The organism is Candidatus Leptofilum sp., assembly GCF_965223285.1.
Classification (GTDB): Bacteria; Chloroflexota; Anaerolineae; order Promineifilales; family Promineifilaceae; genus Leptofilum.
Window position 1 is genome coordinate 3,554,635 of the sequence record NZ_OZ244997.1, and the last position, 23,254, is coordinate 3,577,888.

16 protein-coding genes are annotated in these 23,254 nt (G+C 55.1%); 7 read left to right on the forward strand and 9 right to left on the reverse strand.

The annotated features are described in order from the left end of the window. Positions 1–100 precede the first annotated feature (100 nt). The 5 genes from ACOQPU_RS16080 to ACOQPU_RS16100 all read right to left on the reverse strand — a co-directional run bounded on the left by ACOQPU_RS16080 (position 101) and on the right by ACOQPU_RS16100 (position 4,429). Complete coding sequence (locus ACOQPU_RS16080) at positions 101–1,378, reverse strand: hypothetical protein (protein ID WP_420640850.1); 1,278 nt, start codon at positions 1,376–1,378, stop codon at positions 101–103. Positions 1,379–1,412: 34 nt separating this feature from the next. Next, on the reverse strand, positions 1,413–2,156 hold the full coding sequence (gene ppgK, locus ACOQPU_RS16085; protein ID WP_420640851.1) for a polyphosphate--glucose phosphotransferase: 744 nt from the start codon (positions 2,154–2,156) through the stop codon (positions 1,413–1,415). Next, positions 2,153–3,001: a patatin-like phospholipase family protein gene (locus ACOQPU_RS16090; protein WP_420640852.1), complete on the reverse strand. Its 849-nt coding sequence runs from the start codon at positions 2,999–3,001 to the stop codon at positions 2,153–2,155. The genes ppgK and ACOQPU_RS16090 overlap by 4 nt, the downstream gene beginning before the upstream one ends. A 4-nt stretch (positions 3,002–3,005) precedes the next feature. Beyond that, positions 3,006–3,797 (reverse strand): enoyl-CoA hydratase/isomerase family protein, encoded by a 792-nt coding sequence (locus tag ACOQPU_RS16095; RefSeq protein ID WP_420640853.1) that lies wholly within the window; start codon positions 3,795–3,797, stop codon positions 3,006–3,008. 80 nt (positions 3,798–3,877) lie between these two features. Beyond that, the gene (locus tag ACOQPU_RS16100; protein ID WP_420640854.1) at positions 3,878–4,429 is read right to left on the reverse strand and encodes a peroxidase-related enzyme; all 552 of its coding nucleotides are present in this window, start codon (positions 4,427–4,429) and stop codon (positions 3,878–3,880) included. Positions 4,430–4,689: 260 nt separating this feature from the next. Here ACOQPU_RS16100 and ansA point away from each other — a divergent pair, with 260 nt between their 5' ends. The 5 genes from ansA to ACOQPU_RS16125 all read left to right on the forward strand — a co-directional run bounded on the left by ansA (position 4,690) and on the right by ACOQPU_RS16125 (position 11,064). Next, positions 4,690–5,712 carry an asparaginase gene (ansA, locus tag ACOQPU_RS16105; RefSeq protein ID WP_420640855.1) on the forward strand — a complete coding sequence of 341 codons (1,023 nt, stop codon included), beginning with the start codon at positions 4,690–4,692 and terminating at the stop codon, positions 5,710–5,712. Positions 5,713–5,902: 190 nt separating this feature from the next. Continuing rightward, the gene (locus ACOQPU_RS16110; protein ID WP_420640856.1) at positions 5,903–6,109 is read left to right on the forward strand and encodes a hypothetical protein; all 207 of its coding nucleotides are present in this window, start codon (positions 5,903–5,905) and stop codon (positions 6,107–6,109) included. A 72-nt stretch (positions 6,110–6,181) separates the two neighbouring features. Further along, positions 6,182–6,910, forward strand: a complete 729-nt coding sequence (locus ACOQPU_RS16115) for an ABC transporter ATP-binding protein (RefSeq protein WP_420640857.1) — start codon at positions 6,182–6,184, stop codon at positions 6,908–6,910. Positions 6,911–6,913: 3 nt separating this feature from the next. After that, positions 6,914–9,703 carry an ABC transporter permease gene (locus ACOQPU_RS16120; RefSeq protein WP_420640858.1) on the forward strand — a complete coding sequence of 930 codons (2,790 nt, stop codon included), beginning with the start codon at positions 6,914–6,916 and terminating at the stop codon, positions 9,701–9,703. An 89-nt stretch (positions 9,704–9,792) separates the two neighbouring features. Continuing rightward, positions 9,793–11,064 (forward strand): HlyD family secretion protein, encoded by a 1,272-nt coding sequence (locus ACOQPU_RS16125; RefSeq protein WP_420640859.1) that lies wholly within the window; start codon positions 9,793–9,795, stop codon positions 11,062–11,064. Positions 11,065–11,424: 360 nt separating this feature from the next. Here ACOQPU_RS16125 and ACOQPU_RS16130 read toward each other — a convergent pair whose 3' ends face one another. The 3 genes from ACOQPU_RS16130 to ACOQPU_RS16140 form a co-directional block, all read right to left on the reverse strand. Further along, complete coding sequence (locus ACOQPU_RS16130) at positions 11,425–11,823, reverse strand: YchJ family protein (RefSeq protein WP_420640860.1); 399 nt, start codon at positions 11,821–11,823, stop codon at positions 11,425–11,427. Then, positions 11,820–12,395, reverse strand: a complete 576-nt coding sequence (locus tag ACOQPU_RS16135; RefSeq protein ID WP_420640861.1) for a DNA-3-methyladenine glycosylase I — start codon at positions 12,393–12,395, stop codon at positions 11,820–11,822. The genes ACOQPU_RS16130 and ACOQPU_RS16135 overlap by 4 nt, the downstream gene beginning before the upstream one ends. Before the next feature lie 72 nt (positions 12,396–12,467). Next, positions 12,468–13,646 (reverse strand): pyridoxal phosphate-dependent aminotransferase, encoded by a 1,179-nt coding sequence (locus tag ACOQPU_RS16140; RefSeq protein ID WP_420640862.1) that lies wholly within the window; start codon positions 13,644–13,646, stop codon positions 12,468–12,470. Positions 13,647–13,753: 107 nt separating this feature from the next. Here ACOQPU_RS16140 and ACOQPU_RS16145 point away from each other — a divergent pair, with 107 nt between their 5' ends. Beyond that, entirely contained in the window at positions 13,754–14,674 is a 921-nt protein-coding gene (locus ACOQPU_RS16145; RefSeq protein ID WP_420640863.1) for an MBL fold metallo-hydrolase, read from the forward strand. Here ACOQPU_RS16145 and ACOQPU_RS16150 read toward each other — a convergent pair. Continuing rightward, positions 14,669–19,075 carry a TIR domain-containing protein gene (locus ACOQPU_RS16150; RefSeq protein ID WP_420640864.1) on the reverse strand — a complete coding sequence of 1,469 codons (4,407 nt, stop codon included), beginning with the start codon at positions 19,073–19,075 and terminating at the stop codon, positions 14,669–14,671. The genes ACOQPU_RS16145 and ACOQPU_RS16150 overlap by 6 nt on opposite strands. A gap of 412 nt (positions 19,076–19,487) precedes the next feature. Here ACOQPU_RS16150 and ACOQPU_RS16155 point away from each other — a divergent pair, with 412 nt between their 5' ends. Continuing rightward, complete coding sequence (locus tag ACOQPU_RS16155; RefSeq protein ID WP_420645849.1) at positions 19,488–23,063, forward strand: ATP-binding protein; 3,576 nt, start codon at positions 19,488–19,490, stop codon at positions 23,061–23,063. Positions 23,064–23,254: the final 191 nt, after the last annotated feature.

The following is a 23,254-nucleotide window of genomic DNA, read 5'->3' on the forward strand; positions in this document are numbered from 1 at the left end:
GCACCGTTAGAGATTGAACGATCTTTGTGAATTACTTGCTGGGAACGGCCGTAAAAGAATTCTGTCATTATTAAATTTTCTTCAAGTACGTATTTTTGCTTCATTCTGAAAGCGTTAATTTATAAAGCTTTCCATCAGTTACCATCCAAAGAGTTTGTTGAGTGTCCTCAACAATAATCCCAGCTTCCGTAGTAAACCAGCAACCTATCTCCCTTGCTGGATCATACCAAGCTGACCCCTGAACCCCTAAAAAATCGCCTGAATAGGCTGTATACCAAAGGTAACCATTTGAACTTTGAAAGAGTAACTTAGGATGAGCCCAATTATATGTATCGCTCCCCCGACCTAAATCTGTGAAAATCCGCCGTTTTGGATTTCTTAGTACCCAGTCTCCATCACTTGAAAGGAATCCATGAATTCCGAGCCACAAATCTCCAGATTCTACATATAGTAAGGTTCCATAATCAGGCCACCGCCGGAAAGGGACATTCACCTCTGTAATGGTCTGGAAAATCGGACTGTACTGGATTAATTCGCCAGGATGCAAAGTCCAATTTGAACCTTCTTTTTCCTGACTAAATAGCAAATTTCCGTCAGGAGATATGACCATCCTTTGTACAATTTGCGTAAAAGGGACTTCATGATGATGCAGGAGGGAATTTTGCAGGTTATAATTATATAGACCATCTTGTTGCTGATATATCCAAATTGCATTTTCATCGTTGGCTATAATGATTCCGTCGCGGGGAATCATACCTACCCAACCGAACTTAATATCATCCGCATGATACCTTAATCCAATATCATAGAATTCAAATGCGCCATCAAGCTCATTATAAATGCTAATTAGGGGAATTGCTTCGCGCCAAACAGTTTCGTGGTCTTTCGGATAGTTGACTCCAAAAATCGAGCCATCTTTCACCTCAAAAATATCCTTTACGATAACATCTTTATGGATCGTGCCGTCATTGTCATATGGATAAGGTGAAATCAAAAATATATCCTCAGTTGAAGGTATATACCTAAAAATGGTTTGATCACCGTTTCTAATCCATAATTCGGTTTGACTCAAATAACTTCTTGCAATTTCAATTTTTGCCCCGAACCCTCTGGATAGCTCAATATCTAAATAGGATTCGGGTAATTCTGTAACCATTTCCCAAGGTGGGGGTGGATAAATGTCTGATAACTTATACCGAGGATCGTTTCTACCAATTTCTGTCATTTGATATAAAAAATCATCAAATGAATTTATACAATCCCAACCATCAATTCTAGAAGAAAAAATATCACTTTCACTTGAATTTGAGGCACACGCGGTGGTGAAAGCTAATATGCCAATAACCAGTATGCAAAGAGTTATATTTTTATTGAACATCGCCAAATCGCTTATTAAGAATTTAGGGCATTCATTAGACGCTTTCGGCAGCGAGAACGGCCGCTCCCACAATGCCTGCCTCGTTCCGCAATTCTGCTGGCACGATCTCTGCCCTGATTTTGATGTAGTGTAGAAATTCCTCGTGTTTTTTGCTAACACCGCCACCGATAATGATCAATTCTGGCGAAAAAAGAAATTCGATGTGCTGGAAGTAGGTGTTCAGCCGCTGGCCCCACTGCTTCCAGCTTAGGTTTTTCTCTTCGCGAATGCGCTCGGCGGCGTAATTTTCGGCGTCGTTTTTTTGGTTGCGCAGGTAAAGGTGGCCGAGTTCGGTGTTGGGGACGAGACGGCCGTCTACAAACACCGCGCTGCCAATGCCTGTACCGAGCGTAAAAATCATCACCGTGCCTTGCTTGCCCTTGCCCGCACCAAAGCGCATCACCGCCACGCCTGCCACATCCGCGTCGTTGGCCAGGGTCACGGGGCAGCCCGTGGCTTCAGCCATTGCCTGCTGGCTGGAATAACCAATCCACTTGTCGTCGATGTTAGCCGCAGAGTGGGTAACGCCGTTGATGACAATGGCCGGAATGCCGACGCCAATCGGCCCGCTGTATTCAAAGTGGTCCACAATTCGCTTGAGCACCTTGATGACAGCCTTTGGTTTGGCAGGCTTTGGTGTGGGAATCCGCAGCCGATCTGTGATCATCTCTCCTTTTTTTGTATCTACGAGTGCGCCCTTAATGCCGCTGCCGCCGATGTCGATGCCAAGTGCGATCATTGTTTCCTCCTGCCAACTGTTTTATTGTCAATCGTTACTAACTGTTCTTCTATTTCGCGCACGGCCGTTTGCCCAGCCTTAATCCCCTCATCCAACCGATGGAAATCGAACAGGCCAATGGAACCCATATTTGGCTGTAGCAAGATTTCTGGGCGGGAGACGGCCAAATGCTTTTGCAAGGTCTGCGCCGTGATAATGTCGGCCACGACGGACATGATTTGCCACGTTTTGCGCCGCTGCGTAAGGGCCAACGCCCTGCCAAGCACACCTGTTGGGGTCGGGGCTGGCTTGTCTGGCGTGCCGAAGGGGGCGGTGTTGCTTAAATCCACGGCAATGACGTAGTTGGCTCCCCGCGCCCGTGCAATGTCAAAGGGCGTGTTGTTCAAAATGCCGCCGTCGCTCAACACCATGCCATCCCGCTCCACTGGGGGAAACAAGATGGGGATGGCGATGGTGGCGAGAACGGCCGTAATCACATCCCCCTCATCCAAAATGACCTCTTTGCGCGAAACCAAATCTGTGGTGACAACCGCCAGCGGCACGCCCAACTCAGAAAATTTGGGACGGCCAATGTAAGATGCCAGTAACTGCTCGATTTTGTTGACGCCCGTTAGCGCAGGCGCGGTGCCAGAAAATGAGTACATCGAGGCAATATTTATCTCGCGCAGGCAGTCTGCCAGGTCGTCGCAGGTAAGCCCAGAGGCGTACAGGGCACCTACCAAGCCGCCAATACTGGTGCCTGTAATAAGGTTTGGCCGAATGCCAAGCCGTTCCAGCTCCATCAGCACGCCAATGTGGGCCGCGCCCCGCGCGCCACCGCCTCCTAAAGCATATCCAATTTTCATACCGTTACTTTCCTTTGAATTGAGGCGGCCGTTTCATCATAAAACTTTGCGCCCCTTCCAGAAAATCTTCGCTGCTCATGAGCTGACTTTGCGCCCAGCCCTCCAGCATCAAGCCGCGATCAATGTCGCTCAGGCCATCAATGACCCGCTTGGCCATGCCCACCGCCAGCGGTGCAGCCAGGTTAATTTCAGCGGCCAACTCTTCTGCCTTGGCCATAAGCTGATCCGCTGGTAGCACATAATTGACAATGCCCCACCGTTCAGCATAATCCATGCCAAAATGCCGTCCGGTGAAGATGAGTTCTTTGGCACGGGCGGGGCCAACCAGCCGCGTGAGCCGCGTGGTGCCGCCTACGTCGGGGATGATACCCAGGCGCGTTTCTGGCAGCCCCATCTGCGTGCCTTCGGCAGCAATGCGGATGTCGCAAGCCAGGGCTAGCTCCATCGCCAGTCCCAGGCAGTAGCCGTGCAGCAGGGCAATGGTGGGAATCTCCAACCGCTCCAGCCGATTGTGTACTGCCTGAAAATCATCGGTGATGTTTCGCATTCGCTGCTGCCAGTGGGGACCATACTTTTGCGCCAATCCCAGCAGGCTGCTCACGTCAATCCCTGCCGAGAACGCTTTGCCCTCGCCGCGAATAATGACGGTACGAATGTTTGGGGTGCGGTTGGCGGTGTGAACGGCCGTATCCAACCCCTCAACCAGTTCCGCATTCATCGCATTCCGCTTCTCTGGCCGATTCAAAATAATCTCAAAAATGGTGTCCCGCTGCTGTGTGAGGACTAATTCGCTCATTCAACTACCTCCACCGAGAGGATAAATCCCCCGGCTATTTGTGCAAGCCCTGTCGGGCTAAAAACCAAACTGATTACCGATTACTGTTCACCAGTCTGGTACGCCTCCAACTCCACCCCCAAACCATCGGCCAGGCGATTGACAAAGGCATAATACCCCGTCACCTGATTTATATCCAAAATCGCCGCATCGCTAAAGCCCACCTCACGCAGGGCAATCACATCGGCTTCCACCATGTCCCAGGGGGTGAGCGTCAGTTTTTCCGTGTAGATGAGCATTTGGCGGTCAGCGGGGGTGAGGGTGGCCGTGCGCCATTTGGTTTTCAGGGCGTTAACAAGCACCGGATCGTTGGTTAAACGAAGCAGCCCGGCTCCGTGATGCACCAGTCAGTAATGACATTTGTTAATCGCCGAAACAGCGACGGCGATCATCTCCCGCTGGACTCGGCTGAGGTCCGATTTGCCGCGCATGAGGTGGGCGTACAGGTCATAGTGGGTGCGCAGTGACTTGGGATTCAGGCTGTGAATACGCAGGATGTTGTCAACCACACCCTCTGGCTCAACATATTTTTCATACATTTTTTTCAGCGCGCCAGTCGCTTCTTCCATCGAAATCATCTTAATCCAAGCCATCTTCTGCTCCTCCTAAAATCATTTTGCCACAGAGAACACAGAGAAAAAGGAGAAATCTGCGAAACCCGTGGATAAATAGTGTGCGGATGATAGCAAAAGTGCGGGCAGGACGCAGGTGGTTGGCAAATTGATTTAGCAAGGTCACAATTGACGGAGATTTTGGCCACAGAGCGCACAGAGAAAAAAGAGGTTTTTCCTCTAAACCCTCTGTGTTCTCTGTGGCAAATTTCCCAAACCCACTGAACCGAGGATGCACAACTATGACCAAAAAAGTTTATATTGCCTACACGGGCGGCACGATTGGGATGCAGCGGGTGAACGGCCGTTACCAACCCATCCCCAACTTTTTGCAGCAGCTCATGGCCGATAACCTCGCCTTCCACCACCCAGAGCTGCCTCAATTCACCATCCACCAGTACGATCCGCTGCTCGATTCGCCTAATATGACCCCCGGCGACTGGTCTCGCATTGCCACGGACATTTGCGACCATTACGATGCGTACGATGGCTTCATCGTCCTGCACGGCACGGACACGATGGCCTACACCGCCTCGGCGTTGGCCTTCATGCTAGATGGCCTGGGCAAGCCCGTCATCTGCACCGGATCGCAAATTCCCCTGTGCGAAATTCGCAACGACGCCCAGGACAATCTCATTGCTGCCCTGCTGCTGGCGGCCAACTATGCTATCCCGGAGGTCTGCCTGCTGTTTCACAGCCACCTGTTTCGGGGTTGCCGCGTGGTGAAGGTGGATGCGGATGGCTTTGATGCGTTTGAGTCGCCCAATTGCCCGCTGCTGGCCACGCTGGGGATTGACGTGGAGGTGGATTGGAGCTTGGTGAAACGGCCATCTCTCCCCATCTCACCCATCAACTTGCAAACCATCCGCGAACCGGGTGAAGTAGGTGCCTTGCGCCTTTACCCAGGCATGTCTGCCCGCATTTTGGAAAACGTGCTCCAGCCACCGCTGCGTGGCCTGGTGCTAGAAACCTATGGCGCAGGCAATGCCCCCACCAATAACCCAGATTTTTTGCGCGTGCTGGCCGAGGCAATCGAGCACGGGGTGGTCATTGTGGATTGTACGCAATGCCTGCGTGGCACGGTAGACCTGACCAAATACGCCACTGGCTCCGCTCTGGCCGACATTGGTGTTTTGAGTGGCTATGACATGACGCCAGAAGCTGCATTGACCAAATTGGCCTATTTACTTAGCGTCGAATCGAATTTGGACGTGGTGAAGGTAAAGATGCAGCAAAGTTTACGTGGAGAACTCACACGGCCGTAATTCAATTCGTCACGCGGGGGTATGAACGATGTGTTTTGAGGTTGAAACAATAACCTCACGCCAAGGCGCAAAGACCGGTTTTTTCCTTTATGCTTTTGCGACTTTGCGTGAAGCTCTCTTACAAGTTGTTCGTATACGCCTGTCACGCTGGCGTCACGCAAAGCAAGTAAAAAGGAAATCATCATATGGAATGCCTGATTGGATTTTCAGGCGTTCTTCTCCTTACAAACGGCCGTTTGCAATCAGGGAGCAGGCGGCCGTTTTCTTACTGCAACATTGCAACCCTTTGTCGGTATATCCGTACAGTGCCATGAGCAAACGGCCGTTACCAACCAAACCTGTCCTCAAGCCAGATAAAGCCAAAGCTGGTATGCTTCCCTTGTTGTCACATTCTTGATTTTGGCGGTGTTTCAAAGAACGGCGAATAACCCAATTACCAAACTTTACAATTACACAAATACCTTAAGTTATGAGCGAACCGATTATTGTTGTTGATAATGTTCACAAATCCTATCTGATGGGCAAAGAAGCCGTCCCCGCCCTGCGCGGCGTGTCGCTAGAAATTCAGCGCGGCGAGTTTGTTTGCCTTATGGGTCCCAGCGGTTCAGGCAAAACCACCCTACTCAACGTCGTGGGTGGGCTGGATGAGCCCAGTCGCGGTCATCTTGTTGTGGATGGCCAAAACCTCGTTTCCCTCAGCGAAAACGAGCTGGCAAGGCTACGTCTGGACAAGATGGGCTTTATCTTCCAAAACTACAACTTGCTGGCTAACTTCACTGCCCAAGAAAATGTAGAAGCCCCCATGGTGCTGGCCAACGTTTCCCGCAAGGAGCGGAAGGAACGCGCCACGAAGCTCCTGGAGCGTGTGGGGCTGGGCGACCGCACCCACCATTACCCTAGCGAACTATCTGGCGGGCAGCAGCAGCGCGTGGCCATCGCCCGCGCGTTGGCTAACAATCCTCCCATCCTCATTGGCGACGAAATGACAGGTGATCTGGACTCAGAAACTGGGTTTGCCATCATGCGCCTTATTGCTGAACTAAACGATGAAGGAATGACTGTCGTATTTGTTACCCACGATCCCCGTATGGCGGAGTTTGCTGGGCGCACGGTGGAATTACAGGATGGCAAGCTGCTGAATGGAAACGGCATTGCTTCCCCCAAAGCGACAAATGAAGAAGAGAAAGCAGAGGACTAAGCGATGGTTTTAAAGTACGTCCTTAAAAACTTCCGGCGGCGGAAGGTGCGAACCTTGCTGATGGTGCTCTCTTTGCTGGTTAGCACCGGTCTCATTGTGGCCATGAGTGCCACGGTCGAAACCATTCGCCAATCAAACGTGGAGCTAATTGCCTCTGGCGTGGGGCGATTTGATCTCAACGTTGCCAAAACAGATATTAGCCCTGATCCATTTGTAGAGGTGGAGCGGGTAACGCAAACGATGCTGGCGGCTGACTCAAATATTACGGCCGTTTATCCCCGCATCCAGTCCATTATAGAAATGTCTGGCAATGGCGAGCAGGCTAACGGCTGGCTGGTTGCTCTGGACAGCACCGTAGACGATGTGGGTTTTATTGATGTGGTCGATGGAGAATATGAGCTAGGGGATAACGGAGCGGCCGTTTTAGAAGCCACCGCCAACGCTTTTGGTTTGGCAGTAGGGGATAGCATCGACATTGCTTACAGCTTTCCCCAACCTCGCGAAGAAGGTCGTCCAGAGATCGTAGGCAGCAGCCAGCAGCGCACTACCGCCCGCTTCACCGTTAAGGCCATCATCCGGCAAGACGGCGTGGCTGACGCTGGGGTTCGGGATGGTCTCATCATCGATTTGGCTGACGCCCAAGACTGGCTCGGCCTGCAAGGTCGCGCCGACCGCGTGATTGGGCTGGTAGATACCCGCCTTTATGAATCGCGCGATTCTGAAGCTGCGGCTTTGAGTGTACGCAACGTAGCCGCCAACGTACAGGCCGCCCTCGGCGAAGAGTACCAGTACAGTTTGGACAAAGCCACCATTTTAGATGCCAGTGCCGAGGCGTTTTTGATTTTGCAGGCGCTCATCAACACCTATGGCCTGATGGCACTAGGCGTGGTGGGTCTGCTGGTGCACACGCTGGTGATGACCAATGTGCAGGAGCAAAAGCGCGAAATGGCCATCCTGCGTATTTTGGGCAGCCAGCAACGATATTTGTTCATTTTGGTTATCGGTGAAGTGGCCGTGATTGGGGCCATTGGCATTGGGCTAGGGGTATTTTTGGGGCAAATTATTACCAGCTACGCCGTGGTGCCTTTTATTACTTACCAGATGAGTTTGTCTGGACTAACGGCCCGTTTGCAACCGGCTGTAAGCTTAACGGCCGTTCTGCCCGCCATTATTTCTGCCATTGTGGTGCTTTTCCTGAGTGCGCTTAAGCCCGCCCGCGACGCCGCCAACACCAAGGTGATGCACGCCATCAACCCTGGCGTTGCCGATAATTTGCAGCTAGAAGATTTGGCCGGACTGCGTGAGCGCAAGCCAAGCGGCCGTATGTTTTTCATTGGCCTCTTCCTCATGTTTGTGGTGATGATGACCGTGGGGCTGGATGTGGTTTCCTCACTGGGGAACCCCGCTGCCGAAGCAACCATCATTTTGGGTGCGGTTTTGATGATGGTGGTGGGCGTTGGCTTCCTCTTTTTCATTACCACCGTGCCGTTTGAGCGGCTCATTTTGTTTATCACTGGACTCATCCTGCCCAAGCTCACCTACTTTGCCAAGCGCAATGTGGGGCGCAACCAGGGGCGCAACACGCTCATCTCATTGTTGGTGTTGTTCAGCGGCGTGTTGCCCAGCTTTTTGGCTACGCAAAGCGCCATCGCCAACAAAAATCTAGAATCCGACGTCAGGCTGAACGCTGGTGCACCGGTTGAGGTGGAGGTATTTGGTGGCTTTGGCCCCAGCAGTGGCGATGCCTCGCTGAATCGGCTGAAGCCGAGCTTTATTGATGACGAACTGCTGGCAATCCCTGGCATGGACCAGGCGGTGGGGCTGAGCTACGGCTACCGCACCAGCATCAGCGACCCGGTGGGGATGCGGTCTGGCTCTGTTGCGCTCATTGGCGTAGACGGCCGTCTCAACGATGTTCTCTTTGCCGACATGGTGGAATTTGTAGGGGGTGGGCCAGAATCGCTCGATCAAATCTTGACCGATGACAGTGCGATTGTTATCAGCGAAGGGTTGGCCGAAGGTCTGGCCGTGCCACTGGGCGGGATTGTGAAAATCACCGGCGCAGGGCTGGATCATGTGGAGGAGATGCGCGTGGTGGGCATTGCCCGCACCATGCCCGGTTTCCGCTCCATGAACCGCGTCCGCACGCAGGGGTTGGGCGGTAGCGACGTCTTTATCTCTATGGATGCTTTCCGCCGCATATCCAACGACCCACTGCTGCCGCTACCTCCCGCTGACGACCCCATCATCGACCGCATTTTAGGCACTACCCTCGCAGACGCGGATCCGTTTGAAGTTTCTTCGGAGATGACCAATCGGTTTAGCCTGAAGTACAGCATCTTCACCCAAATTGTGGAGGTGCGGCTGGAGCAAGCGCAGGCCAGCCGGGCGCAAGAGCAAGCGTTTTTGCTGGTGCTGACGGTGATTAGTTTTACAACGGCCGTTTTCGGTGTGTTTGCCGTCATTTACGTGACGATTTACGCACGACGGCTGGAAATTGGCATGATGAAGGCAATCGGTACCCGAACCCGCGAACTGACCGGCATGCTCATTGTTGAATCCATCGCCATGACGTTAAGTGCCGCACTGGCAGGCATTACCGCTGGAGCCGCGATGGGCTACCTGTTTGCCTACTTCGACAGTATTTCGGCCCAGCGACCTATGCAATTGGCGGTAGATACGACGGTGATGCCCTTTGTGGTCATCATGGTAGTGTTGGCAAGCGTCATTGGCGCAACCTTTTCAGCTCGGCGCATTGTGAAGAAGCGCGCTGTGGAAATCTTAAGAATGTAAAACTTTACCGCAGAGAGCGCGGAGGACGCGGAGAATAAAAAACTCTGCGCTCTCTGTGTCCTCCGCGGTAAATATCAATGGATAATGTTATGAAAGCGAAGAATTTGTTTGCGACTTTTGGTTTGATTGTAGTGTTGGTGCTGCTGGCAGCTTGTGACGGACGTTCTGAGGGTGCCACGGCAACGGCCGTTCCCGACGCAGCAGCCGAAACTGAAGCTGAACCCACTGCCACCCGCCCTAGTCAAAGCGGCGTTACCATCTTGGCCGATGGCTCGGTGGTAGCTGTTCAGCCCGTGCTGCCGGTGAGCTTTACCGCCAGCGGACGGCTGCTGGAACTAGCCGTGGAGCCAGGTGATGTGGTGGAGCCTGGCGATCTCATCGCCACGCTGGATGATGCGGCATTGCTAGACGCCGTAACCAACGCGGAGTTCCAGGGGGCGCAATCGGAACTAAACTTGACCCAGGCGCAGGCCGAGTTGGATCGTTTGCTAGAGTGGGAACCAGATGAAACGGCCGTTGCCGTTGCCGAGGCCAATCTTGCGGCAGCCCAAGCCCAGCTAGAAAATGCGGTTGCGTCCGATGCGGTTGCGGGTAACAGCGTAACCCAAGCAAACGTGAGCGTGGCCCAGGCCGAGCGGCAGCTAGCCGATGCCCAGGAAGCATACAATACCGCTTTTGACCCTGGCCGTGAGTGGGAGCTGAACGATCCCTTCCGCAAACAGTTTCTGGAAAACGAGCGGGATGCCGCCACACGCAATTTGCAGTTTGCCGAAGAAAATTTGCGGGTAGCGCGGGCCAACTATAGCCTGGCCGTCGCGGGCATCAATAACGACTCTGCGCTCAATGCTGAAGCATCCGTCATTAGCGCGCAGCAGGCGTTGGAACAGGCGCAAAAGCCACCCACCGCCGAGCAAATTGAAGCCGCCCAGCTAAGCGTGCAGCAAGCGGAACTATCGTTGCAGCAAAGCCAGCTCAACTTGGAGCAGGCGCAGGAAGCGGTGGCAGATGCCCAGCTTGTTGCCCCCACGGCAGGCACCGTCCTCTCGGTAGACGCGGCTGAGGGTGCGATGATTGGCACAGGTTCTCCCATTATCACTTTGCTAGACACAACCCAACTAGAGTTCCATACCAGCAATTTAAGCGAGCGGGATTTGGCGCGGGTTGCGTCTGGGCAATCGGTAGCAGTGACGCTGAAAGCGTATCCCAATGATGTGATTGCGGGTACGGTGGTGCGCATTGGCACGCAAGCAACGGGGACGGTGGGGGATGCGGCCGTTTTTCCGGTCATCATCAGTATCAGCAGCGATTCACTAGATATTCGCCCCGGCATGACCGGCCGTGCCGAAATTGCAGGTGAATAGATTTCACCGCAAAGTTCGTGGAGAACGCCGAGTTTTTTGAGCCCCTGCATAGCAGCAGGGGCTTTTTATGGTCTACGAACGAGTTGTCATTATATTTCACGCCAAGTCGCAAAGACGCTAAGTTTTTCCTTTGCGCCTTAGCGTCTTTGCGTGAGTTAATCGCTTTGTCTGACAAGTTGTTTGTGCAACCGCTTTTTTTGCGATATTGTCTATCGTCAGCCAATCCGTTCTGATGGAACTATGCAACCGTTAAGTGTGGCACGCTTACAACGACAGCTTGCCCTTTCGATCAGAAAGACGCGAATATCTTAAACAGCTTGCTGAACAAGTTCGACAGGGGGAATTTCCCTACGCTACTTCTCAAGAAAGTGAAGAAACGTAAACCCAACGGCCGTTCCGCAATTCAAATAAACTCTGTTCCGTAAAAGAAGCATCCTGGCCGCCTTGCAGCAGCATGGCGCGGAAGGTAATAGTGGCCTGGTTGTCATCGAGTGCCGCCTCATCCAAAATTTTCAAGCCCAAAAATCGGGTGTTTTGGCAAAATTGCTTGAGCGAACGCCGCTTGGCAATCATCTCTTTGGGCAAGAGCGGTGGGTTGGGGCGTTCTGTTTGCAAGATGAAGCGGACATTGCCCAGCGCGTAGGCGGCGTAGCGGGCGCGCATCAGTTGGGCGGGAGACGGCCGTGTTTTTCCCAGATGAATGGGCTGGCAGCAGTTTGTGTACGGCCGTTCGCTGTGGCACGGGCACGGTTGGTTCATGAACGCAGCTCTGCATAGCGGAAGCAATCAACGACGTGGTCGTTCACCATCCCCACCGCCTGCATAAAGGCGTAAACAATTGTAGGGCCAACAAAGCTGAAGCCTCGTTTTTTGAGTTCTTTGCTCATCGCTTGTGATTCGGCCGTTTCTGCTGGAACCTCTGCCATGCTGCGCCAGCTGTTTTGGATGGGACAGCCGTCTACAAAATCCCACAAAAAGCGGCTAAACGAACTTTCCTTTTCCATGATCTCCAGGTAGCCTCGCGCATTTTTCACCGCCGACTGCACCTTCAGCCGATTGCGCACAATCCCCGGATTTTGCAGTAGCTCCGCGATTTTGGCGTCATCGTACCGGGCAATTTTCTCTGGATCGAACTGGTCAAATGCGGCCCAATAATTCTCCCGCTTGCGCAAAATAGTAATCCAGCTTAAGCCAGCCTGCGCTCCATCCAAAATGAGCTTGGCAAAGAGCAGTCGATCGTCATAAATTGGCACGCCCCACTCTTCATCGTGGTAGCGAATGTAAAGCGGATCGGTGGTGCCGCACCAGGCACAGCGCACTTTATTGTCCATCAGAATGATGCCTCCGGTTGAGAGAGTAGTTGGGTGGAGAACGGCCGTTCCTTACCCAACATGGTCAAAATATTAAAGCAACTTAGCCACGGCAGCTAACCGCTCTGCTGCCCGTTCCAAATCAGACAGGGCGGTAGAAATAGCAAAACGCAAATGACCTTCGCCGCTCTGGCCAAAGGCGATGCCCGGCGTCGCAGCAATCTGGGTGTGTTCCAACAGGGCGTCAGCTAGCTCCAGGCTATTTTTCCGGCTGTTGGGGAAGCGAGGGAAGAGGTAAAACGCTCCCTCAATCGAGTGGCATTCGACCCCCTCTATGCCATTGAGCGCGTTTACCATGAAGTCCCGACGCTGTTGGTAAGCGTCTCGCATCGTGGCGATGGCGTCCTGCGGCCCCGTGAGTGCCGCAACGCAGGCGTGCTGCGTAAAAGTGGCCGCGCAAGAAACGGATTGAGTGTTTTGCTTGGTCGCCAGCCGGATGATCTCTGGTGGCCCCACCAGCCAGCCCAGCCGCCAGCCTGTCATCGCGTACGATTTCGTCAGGCCATTTACGGTCAGGGTGCGCTCGGCCATGCCAGGGGCGGCGGCAATAGAAAGGTGGGAACGGCCGTCAAAAACCAGTTTCTCATAAATTTCATCCGCAATCACGTACAGGTCCGCTTCCTGAGCCACTTCCACAATGGCATCACACTCCGCGCTTGTCAGCACACGCCCGGTGGGGTTGCATGGGGTATTGAGCATAATCGCCTTGGTGCGCGGCGTCAGCTTGGCCCGCAGTCGGTCGGCGGTGATGCGGAAATTGTCAGTACTGGGCAGGCTAACCGGCACGGCCGTTCCGCCCGTCAGGGTAATCATCGGTGGATAAGAAACCCAGTACGGTTCCAGCACCAAAATCTCGTCGCCGGGATTGCTGATAGCGGCCAGCGCCAAGTACAAGGCCCACTTCCCCCCCGGCGTGACGATAATTTGGTGGCGGGGATCGTCGATGGGAATCCGGTTTTCCGTCTGCATTTTGTGGGCGATGGCGTCTAGCGTTTGCGGCAAGCCCACCATCGGGGCTGGGTAGTGGGTGTGGCCGTCATGCAGTGCAGAAACGGCCGCTTCCACAATGTGTGCGGGCGTATCAAAATCAGGGTCGCCACCTGCCAGGGCAATCACATCCTGCCCGGCGCGCTGCATCGCCTTTGCTTTGTCGTTGACCGCCAGCGTCATCGAGGCGGGAATACTGCTGAGTTTGGTTGAAAGTGGTTTCATGAGCGTTTATCTCCAGTCTGGTTGGGCGAATGGTAAATTGTAAAGGGTTAACGGTAAATGGTAAACTGTAACAATTAACCATTTACTATTAACCATCAACTATTTTTATGTTAACTTTTCAAGAAGATGCAGTAACGGCCGTTGTCCTCGGCATTATGCAAGATGCGGGATTGCCCCACGCGGGCTGCACCTGCACACGCTGTTTGGCCGCGTTTGACGATCCGGCGCGGGGGGCGTATGCGGCTTGTTTGGCTGTTGTGGATAGAAGAAGGAACACAGAGTTACGCGGAGAAGGCACAGAGTTACACAGAGATCAGGCGAAGGTTTATTTGTTTGATGCGACGCCGGATATCAAGTTTCAGCTCAATTTGCTGGCGGGGGCGTTGGGGGCGCATCCGCAGCGGGCCAATCGGCTGCGCCAGCCAGACGCGATTTTTCTGACCCACGCCCACATGGGGCATATTGGCGGGCTGCCCCAGCTCAGCAAAGAGGCAATGTTTGTCAACAACCTGCCCATCTACGCCACGCCTGCGCTGTGCAATCTCATCCAGCAAACGACGCTTTGGTCGCCGCTGGTGGCGGAGCTAGAATTTCGGCCGTTGCCCGGCGGGGCGAGCGTAGATTTAGGGGATGGCTTAACGGTAACGCCGATTCCCGTGCCGCACCGGGATGAGTGGGGGGTGGGGACGGTGGCCTATCGCATTCAAGGGCCGCAAAAATCGCTGCTTTATTTGCCAGACATAGACGCCTGGCCCCAATGGCCCGCCGCCGAAGCCACCCTGAGTGGGGTGGACGTGGCCCTGGTAGACGCCAGCTTTTACAGCCGGGATGAGCTAGGCGGCCGCGCCCCGGTGGCCCACCCGCTGGTCACAGACACCATCACCCGCTTTGCCCACCTGGCGGACAAGCTAATATTGACCCATCTGAATCATACAAATCCGGTTTTAGATGAGGGGAGTGAGGCAGAAACAACCGTACACCGGGCCGGATTCCGCATTGCCCAAACGGGAGATCAATTCGTCTTATGATTCCTCATCTCTGGGCGTTAATCGCTCAATGAGGAAAAGAATTTCTGCGGCTTCATCGTAATCGAGAGCAGGATTGTCGGCTAGTGCCGGATCGGGAGAGCCAGTGAGAACAGTGATAATGGCTTGCATGAACAGTTTGAATGAGTCTCGCGTATCGGGATTTTGAGACAATTCAGCGAAGAGCGCGTTCACTTCATCACTTTTTTGTTGGCCCAATAGCCCCAAAACATCGTCAACTAGCCGCCCACCACCATATTGTGCATACCCGCCCTGCCGCCGGTAAGCAAGGTACGCATCCCGTGCTTGAACCCATGCGTCGTGTGCGGCCGTTTCGTTGCCCATCGCCTTTTCAATATCGCACAAAATATCGAAGGATTTCCACAGTTCGGCCGCGTGATCAAAATGACTTTTACATTCAATCGCCCGTAAGATTTCCGACCGCGCTTCATCATACCGTTTCAGCTTGCGCAGGGCGTTGCCAATATTGTTACGAACAATACCTTCCTGTCGTAAATCCTTCAATTCAACATAAATATCAGCAGATTGTCGAAAAAAGACAACCGTATTTTCAAGATCATTGAAGCCAATATCATATAGAATTCCCAACTGTCCTAAACTACTCGCCTGCCCAGCCCGGTTGTTACCTTGCGTCTTAATCTCCAGCGAACGTCGGTATGCGGCTTCCGCCGCCTCGTACTCCCCTGCATCCTGATACACGATGCCCATCTGGTGCCAAGAAACGGCGACTTCACGCGGTTCATTTTGTTGCTCAAAAATGTCCCGTGCTTCCTCGTATCCGGCCAGAGCATCAGCGTACCTTTTTTGAATGAGACGTACAGTCGCTAATTGCTGTTTGCCCACCGCCAACCCCCGGAAATCTTCCAGCTTTTCGCCCCGTTCGATGCGTTCCGTATACCTTACTGCCGCTTCATCCAGCCGTCCTAACGCCGTGAGGCAATCCGCCTGTTCAGTGAGAATAACGGCGGCCATACGTGCGCCCCTCTCGCCCAACGCTTCAAACAGCCGCTGGCTCTCAACATGCAAGTCGAGGGCGGGCGCGGCTTGCCCTCCTAGCCGAAAGACCCGGCCAAGCAACAAATGTGCTATTGCCAAATCAAAATCGGCACCTGGGTACACTGCGGGGCCAGCGGCTTTGGCTTTTTCTAGCAGCGCCGTTGCTTTTTCATAGGCGGGTTGCAGATGGTTTTGCCCCAGCAGCCGCTCAATCAACAGCCGTTCGTTTTCAAAGCGAGCCTTGCCCCAGGCTGGAATCAGCGCCGCCGCCTTTTTTCGCACTGTCACTGCTCGCACCAGGGCAGACGGCCGTCCCAAAGAAGCCAGCAGTTGTTCAATGCTTCCCGCCTTGTCGCTCACAAATTCAGCCAGTTGGTTTGTTTCGGTGGGGATATCATCCATCGCTAACTGCTGCTCCAGCCAGGTAAGTGAGGCCAGCAAATTAGGCAACTCTAGCAGAGTCAAGCGGGCTTGCAATCGGCTATCTTTGAATTTTTGCTCGTAAAGAAAGTCAACCAGTTGCACCATCGCTTCGGCCCAGGCTGTTTCGAGTTTTGATAGTTGGGCCGGTTCCTGGCCAATTTTCAGGTAAGCAGGCAGGGCAGGGTCCAGGCGCAGGTAGTTGTACTCTTGCAGTTCGGCCATCCCTACCTCAATCAACATTTTCGCTACCATACCAATGTCGTCGGTTTCAATTCCCATCACTGCTGCCATATTTGCCACATGCCCACCATCATGGAATACGGCCAACTTGTTCACCAAAGTTCGTACTTCTGGCGGCAAGCGGCGCAAAGAAAGCTCTACGCTGGCGTACAGCGAATTTTCCCGGTCTCCCTTGTTTTGCGCCTCCAGCTTGGCCATCAGCCCGGCCACGTTTTGGGTGGTGGCCCGCACCCCGTTGGCCACTTCCCGCGCCAGCAACGTCAGGGCGCGGGGGTGGCGGTTCACCGTCTCCACCAGCTCCTCAATCTCCTCCGGCGTGGTGGCGTCGTCGTTGGCGGGTGGCTGCCAGCCATGCTCGGCCATCACCTGCTCCACCAGTTGAATCGCTTCCGCTTTCCGCAGCCGTCCCAAATCCACCGTCTGGTACGCCCCGGCAAATGGCTCCGGCAGCCACTCTCGGCTGGTAAAAATAAGTCGGCACTGGTCGTCGGCGTCCAGCAGCTGCTGCGCCAATTCCAGCAGGGCGGTCACGTCCGCCACGCCCGCCGGGTTGTTGCCTTCATGGTCTGGCAGGACGCTTTCCATATTGTCCAGCAAAATCAGCGTGGGGAAGTCGCGCAGGGCGCGAGCTACCGGCTGCAAGGCTGCGGCTAAATCATCGCCATATTGGGCCACGGTATATTTTGGCAGGAGTTGGCGGCCAATGGTGTCCAGCACGCCGCGCACGTCCTGCACGTTTTGCGGCTCCACGTTCACAAATGCCACTCGGGCAAACCGCCCGGAGCGGGCCAGCCAGCGGGCCAGCTCAATGGCCAATGCCGTCTTCCCCAGGCCACCGCTGCCGCGAATGACGGCGTACGCCACCTGGGTCAGCAGCCGCTCCAGTTGCAGCAAGGTGCGGCTGCGCCCCACAAAGCCGTGCAGGGGTGGGGCGGGCAGCTTGCCCAACGCCAGTTCCCGTCGTTTGCTGGCCAGCCGCGCTGCCGCTTCACCCACCTGCACGGTGAATAGCTGTGGGTCCGCCTTTTCCTGGTACAGCACCGGCACAAACCAATCATGCAGGCTTAAATGCCCGGCCCCCATCCGCTTGCCCCGGTTGCGGTCGCCATACAGCGCAAGCTGTCCGGCCAACATGCTGTCCCCCACGCGCCGTCCTTCAGCCAGCCCTCGGTAAAATGGCTCCACAAAGCGACGGGCCGTTTCCACCAGCACCGAATGGCTCATCGCCACCACCGAGCCGACTCCCTCTTCCAGCAGCTTCGCCGCCACGGACGCATGGGGGTCTTCATCGGACAGTGCCGTCTGGCATGCGTCCAGGTAGATGAGCGGCACGCCGTAGGCGCGCAGCTCCGCCGCCAACTCGTTGGCATGAACCAGCGCCAGCAGCCGCTGTCCAATTTTCTCCTTGTCACGGGGGTCTTCAAAGCAGAGGGCACCCAGGCCCACCCGCCTATCATAAACGCCATGCCCATCAAAATGGACAATCTCATACGGCTGGCTCGCCTCTTTGGCCCGTTTGAGCGCAGTTTTGAGGGCGGGGAAGGTGGGCGGATGCAAAATATCGACCTGGACTAACTCTTGCCCCAAATTCTCCATCGCCTGCACCAGCGGCAAGGCACTGCTGCGATGGTCCAGGTAGCCCACGGGCTTGCCCTGCGCATCAACTTCCGGGCGCGGGCTGAGCAACAGCACCCGGATGGGCAAATTGGCAGCCGCCGTCACCGTCTGCTTGCGGTTGGGCAGGCGACGGCGCACCCGCACCCCGTTCCCCCCTTGCGCCAAAAAGCCTACGCCGTCGTGCATTATTTCCCACGGCAACGAGAGCCAATCGCTGGCCGCCTCGCGCACCAGGGCGGCTTCAGCCTCCTCGGTCCCTTCCATTGGTTCCCTGTCCACCTGCACAGAAAAGCGGCGGCTGCCGCTGGCTTGCTCCCACGCCGCCAGCGGTTCCCGGGCGGATTCACCCCCCAGCGCGGTTGTGTAAAGCGCGTGTCCCCACTCAGGCAGCGCGTTTTCTGTTTTTTCAGCGCGGGTTTTGAAGACGCCCGTCGGCCATTGATGGTACTTTTCCACATACCAGCGAATCTCGCCCAGCTCCACGGGGCCAAGTGGCGCACTGATTTTGTAACGTCGGCTGGTAATCGCCCGCCCACCGTCACCCTCCGGCGGATGGTAGGTAAGTTCGGCCGTGGCCGCGGCTCGGCGCACGCCCTCTTTTTCTACAATGTGGGGGTCGGTGAGTTCCAGAATCAGTTCAGCCACAGGTTCGGCTGGCGCAGCCTGGGCAGGTGGGTAATCTTCGGGTAGCTGCTGGCCCAGCGCGGTCAAAATCCTGGGGATGACGTTGCTGAGGCCGGTAGGTGCATCTTTCACAAAGATGTAGAGCGGCTCATCGGGGAACAGAAGTTTGAGCAGCCCTAGCTGCACGCCGGGCAGCACAACGGGGATGATTTTGTAGCCATCGTTGCGCTGGCTGGCTTCATCCTGGGCGAGTCGCACTTCCTTTTGCACCCATTCTGAGCTAAGCGCGTCGATGCTGAGCAATACGAGGAAATGTTGGGCTTCGCGGATGCTGGCTTCAATGGTGTCGTTGAGCGCATCACCGCCGCTTAGCTCGCGGGAATCGACCCAGGTGAGTTCGCCGTGTGCTTCTAGCAATTCGCGGAGTTTTTTAACCGTGTCGTCGTCTTTGGTTGCGTGAGAGATGAAGATGTGACTGGTCATACCGTTTCCTTTTGAGTTGAGGGCTTGGTGTGGCTTTCGTCAAACTGTAAAAGCATTATAGGAGAGTTGGTGGTGTGATTCAATGGGTTTTTCTCTCGTTGTGCAGTGATCAAGAGTAGGTCAAACAGATGGGACGCGGACAAGCGCGGAAAAACGCGGATTAGATTCAAATCCGCGTTCATCAGCGTTAATCGGGTGCATTAACAAATTGTCAGGCAACTGATTAACTCACGCAAAGACGCCAAGGCGCAATAGGTAAAACCTAGCACCTTGGCACTTTTGCGTGAAATTCACTGATATCTCTTTTATGCACCCCGTTAATCCGCTTCCTATTAAGGCAATCGGTGACGCGATGGTTTGCCTGTATTAACTGTTTGGCCGATTGCCTTGCCCCTACGATAATTGGTTTGTGATGAAACTGTATTTGTTTGGTCCGCTGCGGCTGGAAATGAACGGCCGTATCCAACTCCTAACTGGCTCCCCGGCGAGGCTGCTGGGGCTGCTGGGCTTGCAGGCGAGAACGGGTTACGCCGCGACGCGCACCCGGCTGGCTGGCACCCTGTGGCCAGACGTTGATGAGGAGCGGGCGCGGCATTTGCTGAGCAACACGCTTTACCGGCTGCGGCGGCAGCTAGACACGCCTGCGCTGGGCGGAGCCGAAACGGCCGTTTCCCACCTCACCATCACCCCAGACAGTTTGGCACTCAACGAGGTTTGGCTGGACACGGCCGTTTTCCGGCAAAAATTAGCTTCCACTGAACTGGCCGAATGGCAAACGGCACTCAGCCTGTACACGGGTGATTTACTGGAAGAGCTGGATGATTTTTGGCTGCTCAGCCAGCGGGCGGAGCTGCGTGAGCTGTACCTGACGGGGCTGGATCGCACGTACCACACTTTGCTGGCGCAAGAGAAGCTAAACGAGGCGTTGGCGATTGCCCACCGCTGGACGCTGGCCGATCCGCTTAATGAGATGGCGCATACGGCCGTCATCCAACTATATGCCCGGCTGGGACGCTACGCCGCCGCCATGCAGCAGTACGACACCCTGGCGCAGCTGCTAGCTACTGAGCTAGACGTCTCGCCGCTGCCCGATACGGAAGCGATTGTGGCAGATTTGCGCCAGCAGCGGCAAACGGCCGTTCCCACGTTGCCCACGTCAACACCCCTTGTTGGTAGGCAGGTGGAGCGCAGCCTGCTGTTGGGTCAACTGGGGCGATTGGCGGAGGGTCGGGGAGGCGTGGCTTTGCTAGAGGGTGATCCTGGAATGGGCAAAACCCGCCTGCTGGAAGCGGTCGCATCGTCGGCGCAGCGTCGGAACTTGCGGCTGGCGTGGGGGCATTTGGCCGAACATGAATCCCGCCACCGGTACGCGCCGCTGCCAGACGTTTTGCAGGCAGCGACGGCTGGCCCCACGCTGGCGCGGCTGTCTGAGCTGCTAACACCTCTCCTGCGCAATCTATTGACGCCGCTTCTGCCACGACTGAACACAAGTTCAGCCCGTCGTTCAGCCATCGAACCAGAGAAAGAACCAGCAACGCTGCCGCTGGCAACGGCCGTTCACAAGCTGCTCTCCCTTTTGTGCCAACAAGAACCGTGCGTACTGCTGCTGGACGATGTGCAGTGGGCCGACGACTATTTTTGGCCGCTGCTGCCCACGCTGACGCAGGTGTGCCGGGAACGGCCGTTGCTGTTGATTCTCAGCTTTCGCAGCCAGGAATTGCGGCAAAATGGCGTGGCTTGGGCAGCGATCCAGCAGCTTGATCAGGAGGTTACGCCCCATTGGCTGACGCTGCCGGGCTTGACCGTCGCCGAGCTAGATGAATTGGCGGCTGAGTTGGGGCAGTCCCGCCCAGCCGAAAAGTTTGTGCAGCTGCATCAGCTTTCCGGCGGCAATCCGCTGGCGGCGCGGGAACTATTGCTGAGTGACGATCCGGCAGCTTCCTTTGAGAAGATGTTGGCAGGGCGGCTGGCGCATCTTACACCAAACGAGCGGGAAGCATTAGCGGCAGCGGCCGTTTTGGGGCGGCAGTTTGGGCATGGCACTTGGCAAGCAATGCTCGACACGCCCATCCCGGCAGAAACGTTTCTAGACGGCCGTTTCCTGCAAGAAACCAACGACGGGTACGCGTTCCAACATGATTTGATCCGGGCGGCGTGTTACCAAAGCGTGACCACATCTGAACTGCGAACGTGGCATTTGCGGGCAGGGCAGGTATTGCAGCAGGTAGGGGCCGCCACACCGACGCTGGCGTGGCATTTTGAGCAAGGAGAAGCGTGGGAAACGGCCGTCCATTACCATCAGCGGGCAGCCAAGCGAGCGTTGAATTTGGGGGATGTCAGCACGGCCAAGATGCACTGCGACCGGGCGTTGGCCCTTGCAGTCGAAATGTCCGATTCTAATCGGAAGCTACCCTTGCAATGCCTGGACTTACGCATTCGCCAAAAGCTAGCCTGGGCGGAGACGAGTTTGGATGAAACAGAGAGTTTGGTGGCGCAGGCGCGTGCGGAAAATGATTTGGACGGGTTGCTGCAAGCGTTGCTGCTTATGCTCAACTATTTGATGAGCCAGGGGCATCTGGATGCGCTGCAAGCCGTCGGGCAAGAAATTACCCAACTGGCGCGCGAGCTAGGCGATCACACAGCGGAAATTCAGGCGTTGAACCAGGTGGCTCATGCCCTGCTGTTTGTCTTTGGCGATGCAGAGCAGGCGATTGGGCACAGCAAACGCGCCTTAGACTTAGCCCACACGCTGCCGCAGGAGCCCTATTTGCAAGCCCACGCCCTGTTTACGCTTATTCATGGCCATTTGCGCGTACGCGAACGGCCGCAAGCCCGCGACTATTTGTCTCAGGCCGAGGCATTGTTTGCCGAACATCCCGAACTAGACAGCTTACTCACAGAGTTAAAGAGCTACCAGGCAATCATGGCGCAGCTAGACGGCCGTTGGGAAGAAGCACGCCGTTTGCAGCACCAGCTCATCAACACGCACCGGATCGACAACAATATTTTGGGGCTAACCAATGCACTGTACAACGCCGCCCACATTGCCACCTTTTTAGGACAGCACACTGAGGCAATCCTGTTTGCAGAGGAGTTGATGCAGCACACGCAGCAAAATCGCTCTTTGCAGGATCGGTACATGGGCGTTTTTGACCGGACCATGCTGGTGGAATGTTACACAATGGCGGGGCGGCTCGATACAGCGGATGAGGCCTTGCGGCCATTGCTCACCTGGTTGCAGCGAGAGGACGCCGGGCGCGGGGCAATTCAAGCGTGGATGGCGGTGGGTAATTTGCGCTTTATGCAGGGAGATTATGCAGCTTCGTATGAAGCGCACAGCCGGGCGTTGGTTCATATTGAACATCGAGGATCTTCCACCTCTGCGCCGTACATTTGCCACACAGAAGCGGCCCTTCTGCTGGGCAAACAGGCCGAAGCGGAAGCCAGCTTTGCTAAAGCGACCTCTTTAATTGATTTGCAGGCGTCGGGGGCCAATCTGACTTATTTCCGCTACGTGCAATTTTTGCTGACGAAGGATCGACACTATTTAACGATGGCGCGGACGCAAATGATAGCCCTTTGCCTGCAACTGGAAGAGACGCCGCTACGGCGAGATTATTGGCACAACCTGCCGGTACATCAGGATATCGAGCGGCATTGGCGAGACGGGGCGCAAACAGAGACGGTACAGTTAGCGGGAGCAGATGTGCCGTTGGGACGGCCGTTAACCGACAAAGATCGGCTATCAATTGTTTGGACGCTGGATGATGGTGTGGGGGATACGGCCGTTCGGCAGCAAGAAGGCAAGGTGGGGCTACGGCGGCACAGGCTGCGGCGGCTGGCGGATGAGGCGTATGCACAGGGGGCATTGCCCACCGATGCCGAGCTGGCGCAAGCGTTGGGCGTCTCGATCCGCACCATCGAGCGGGATCGGGCCGCATTGGCTGCGGCTGGCCAGGAGTTAAAAACACGGGGATACGGCCGTTAAATATGGAAAGTAGAGATTGGAGATTGAACCTACAGTAAATAGGCATTATTGGGATTAACATTATGTCAAAACTAATCCGCAGATTTCGCAGATTAGAGGAAAAAATCTGCGAAATCTGCGTTAATCTGTGGATAAATTCCTATTTCCGATAATGTCTAATCTCTACTCTCTTCCCCTCCTTTTTCCCATTT

Bases quoted from the DNA above. Each gene is read 5' to 3' on its own strand.
- ACOQPU_RS16155 (WP_420645849.1), top strand. From the start codon at position 19,488: ATGAAACTGTATTTGTTTGGTCCGCTGCGGCTGGAAATGAACGGCCGT.
- ACOQPU_RS16135 (WP_420640861.1), bottom strand. From the start codon at position 12,395: ATGGACAATAAAGTGCGCTGTGCCTGGTGCGGCACCACCGATCCGCTT.
- ACOQPU_RS16145 (WP_420640863.1), top strand. From the start codon at position 13,754: ATGTTAACTTTTCAAGAAGATGCAGTAACGGCCGTTGTCCTCGGCATT.
- ACOQPU_RS16150 (WP_420640864.1), bottom strand. From the start codon at position 19,075: ATGACCAGTCACATCTTCATCTCTCACGCAACCAAAGACGACGACACG.
- ppgK (WP_420640851.1), bottom strand. From the start codon at position 2,156: ATGATCGCACTTGGCATCGACATCGGCGGCAGCGGCATTAAGGGCGCA.
- ACOQPU_RS16130 (WP_420640860.1), bottom strand. From the start codon at position 11,823: ATGAACCAACCGTGCCCGTGCCACAGCGAACGGCCGTACACAAACTGC.
- ansA (WP_420640855.1), top strand. From the start codon at position 4,690: ATGACCAAAAAAGTTTATATTGCCTACACGGGCGGCACGATTGGGATG.
- ACOQPU_RS16110 (WP_420640856.1), top strand. From the start codon at position 5,903: ATGCCTGATTGGATTTTCAGGCGTTCTTCTCCTTACAAACGGCCGTTT.
- ACOQPU_RS16090 (WP_420640852.1), bottom strand. From the start codon at position 3,001: ATGAAAATTGGATATGCTTTAGGAGGCGGTGGCGCGCGGGGCGCGGCC.
- ACOQPU_RS16120 (WP_420640858.1), top strand. From the start codon at position 6,914: ATGGTTTTAAAGTACGTCCTTAAAAACTTCCGGCGGCGGAAGGTGCGA.
- ACOQPU_RS16140 (WP_420640862.1), bottom strand. From the start codon at position 13,646: ATGAAACCACTTTCAACCAAACTCAGCAGTATTCCCGCCTCGATGACG.
- ACOQPU_RS16080 (WP_420640850.1), bottom strand. From the start codon at position 1,378: ATGTTCAATAAAAATATAACTCTTTGCATACTGGTTATTGGCATATTA.
- ACOQPU_RS16115 (WP_420640857.1), top strand. From the start codon at position 6,182: ATGAGCGAACCGATTATTGTTGTTGATAATGTTCACAAATCCTATCTG.
- ACOQPU_RS16125 (WP_420640859.1), top strand. From the start codon at position 9,793: ATGAAAGCGAAGAATTTGTTTGCGACTTTTGGTTTGATTGTAGTGTTG.
- ACOQPU_RS16095 (WP_420640853.1), bottom strand. From the start codon at position 3,797: ATGAGCGAATTAGTCCTCACACAGCAGCGGGACACCATTTTTGAGATT.